2 protein-coding genes are annotated in these 2629 nt (G+C 63.0%); both read right to left on the minus strand.

Features of this window, described 5'->3' with window-relative positions; genetic code table 11:
* Positions 1–106 precede the first annotated feature (106 nt).
* Positions 107–883, minus strand: a complete 777-nt coding sequence (gene istB, locus ACWTU9_RS33000; protein ID WP_455861981.1) for an IS21-like element helper ATPase IstB — start codon at positions 881–883, stop codon at positions 107–109.
* Between the two features lie 16 nt (positions 884–899).
* Complete coding sequence (gene istA, locus ACWTU9_RS33005; RefSeq protein ID WP_455861982.1) at positions 900–2453, minus strand: IS21 family transposase; 1554 nt, start codon at positions 2451–2453, stop codon at positions 900–902.
* Positions 2454–2629: the final 176 nt, after the last annotated feature.

The raw sequence follows: 2629 nt of genomic DNA on the forward strand, positions 1-2629 counted from the left end.
TGCGTATTTCGCAAAAACGGGACAGTCGTTCCGCTAAATCGCGGACAGCAGTTTCACTAAGTCGCGGACAGCAGGAAGGGGTCGACCCTCAGTTGCCTGGTTGAACTCATTTGCGATTGATTTCGCCGTTTTCGGCGCCGGTCAAGAGCGGCGGTGTTTTTTGCTTTCTCATGCTGTCGCCTTCGAGGGTGACGCGATGGGCGTTGTGGATGATCCGGTCGAGAATGGCGTCGGCGATTGTCGGCTCGCCGATCATGGCGTGCCACTGGGCGATCGGCAGTTGCGCGGTGATCAGCGTCGATTTCCGGCGGTAGCGTTCCTCGAAGATTTCCAGCAGATCGAGACGCTGCTGGTCGGTCAGGCTGTGGGTGCCCCAGTCGTCAAGGATGAGCAGTTGCACCCGAGCCAGCTTGTCGATGAGACGGGGAAAGCGGCCGTCGAGACGCGCCAGAGCGAGATCCTCGAACAGACGCGGCATGCGCAGGTAGAGCACGGAATGGTCGAGCCGGGCGGCCTGACGTCCGAAGGCGCAGGCCAGCCAGGTCTTTCCGGTGCCGGTCTGTCCGGTGATGATGAGGTTCTCGTGCGCCTTCAGCCATACGCCTTGGGCCAGCGACAGCGTATTGCGCCGATCGAGCCCGCGATGCGCGGCGAAGTCGATGTTCTCGATGCAGGCGTCGGCAAAGCGCAGCCTGGCAACGGCGAGACGGTTGGTCAGACGCTTGTCGGCACGCATGGCGACTTCACGATCGAGCATCAGGCCAAGCCACTCGTCGCGGCTGAGATCGTCGGCGTTGCTCTGGTCGGCCAGGTCCTGGTAGGCGGCGGCCATTCCGCCAAGACCGAGAGCCTGCATCTGGTCGAGGGTTGGATGTGTCAGCATGGGTTTATCCTTTCCTTCACTGATAATAGGACCCGCCGCGGATGTTGGTGTGCGATGGCGTGGGCTTGACCGGCTCGGCCGCGGGCGGCACGCGATCGAGGCCGGATTTGAGGATGGCGTTGACGGAGGAGTAGGTGATCGCATTGATGGTCAGTGCCCGCGCGCAGGCCGCCTCGAGCCGATCCCGCTCGTAGCGACGGGCCAGCGAGAGGATGCCAAACGCGGAGCGGTATCCCTGCTCGGGATGGGGACGGTCGCGCATCATCCGCTCGACCAAGATGGCGGTATTGGCGCCGATCCCGGCTGCCTGCCGGATCAGGTTCGCCGGCGTCGTGTTGGCATAGCGCTGGTGCGCCTTGGGCATGTGCTCGTTGACGGTGACATGGCCGCAGCGCTGCGAGCGGCGGACATGGCTGGCGACGCGCTTGTGATCATGGAAGAGCTCGACCACCCGGTGGGTGAGCCGCACATCCACGCGCCGCCCGATCAGCGCGTGCGGCACCGAGTAGAAGGTCCTGTCGATCTCGACATGATAGTCGGGATGCACCTTCGCCGATTTCCACTCCGCATATTCGAACGGGACCGGCGGCAATGGCGACAGGGCCGTTCGTTCGATCTCCTCGAACAGCTCCCGGCGGCTTTTGCCGACGTGGCGCATGGGGCGGTTGTTCAGATCCTCCAGCAACACCGCGATTGCGGCGTTGAGATCGCCGAGACTGAAGAAGCGCCGGTTGCGCAGCCGGGCCAGGACCCAGCGCTCGACGATCAGCACCGCGCCCTCGACCTTGCCCTTGTCGCGCGGCTTGCGGCTTCGGGTCGGCAGGATCGTCGTGTCGTAATATTCTGCCATGGCGGCGAAGGTCTGGTTGAGCGTCGGCTCGAACCACAGCGCCTTGGCGACGCCGGCCTTCAGATTGTCGCAGACGATCGCCTTCGTTACTCCGCCGAAGAAGGTGAGTGCCCGGCACTGGCCTTCGATCCAGTCCGGCAGCTTCTGGCTGAAGCTGGCATGGGCGAAGGTGAAGGACGACGCGCCCAGCACCGCAACGAAGATCTGAGCCTGGCAGATGACGCCAGTATCGGGATCGACGACGGGCACGGTGTGGCCCGCATAGTCGGTCTGCATCACCGCGCCCGCCTCGTGGCGATTGCGGAACGTTGCGCTCGCCTGGCGCTGGAAGGCGCCGAACCGGTCGCAAAACCAAGTGTAGCCATAACCATCGGGATGCGCCGCGCGGTATTCCTGCCACAACAACGTCAGCGTCACGCCCTTGCGCTTCAGCTCGCGCGAGATCATCGCCCAATCGGGCTCGTCCAGATCCTGCGGCGGACGGCCAACCCGGCGAAACAGAAGCCGCTCAAGCGATGCGTCATTGTCACAGCCCAGAGGCAGCGGCCAGTCCGAGATGCCAGCCTCACGCGCCCGCAACAGATAGGTCGAAACGGAAGTCTTGCTGATCTTCAGCCGTTCCGACACCGCACGCACCGAGAGGCCCTGCTCATGCGTCAGGCGCAGGATTGATCGTAGGTCTTTCACTGTCGTTCGTCTCGCTTGCTTCCGTCTTGGCATGGCCCCTCTCAACCCGATGATGAGAGGGCAAAATGCCAGAACGGTGCTCCCGAGAACCGACCGTCATATCCGCCCCGAAAACTGTCCGGGAATTAGCGGAATCACTGTCCCGTAATTACTGAAATCGCTGTCCGCGAATTAGCGGAATGGGTGTCCGCGAATTTCTGAAACACGCA

It is taken from the genome of Mesorhizobium sp. 128a (assembly GCF_053848025.1).

Bases quoted from the DNA above. Each gene is read 5' to 3' on its own strand.
- istB (WP_455861981.1), bottom strand. From the start codon at position 883: ATGCTGACACATCCAACCCTCGACCAGATGCAGGCTCTCGGTCTTGGC.
- istA (WP_455861982.1), bottom strand. From the start codon at position 2,453: ATGCCAAGACGGAAGCAAGCGAGACGAACGACAGTGAAAGACCTACGA.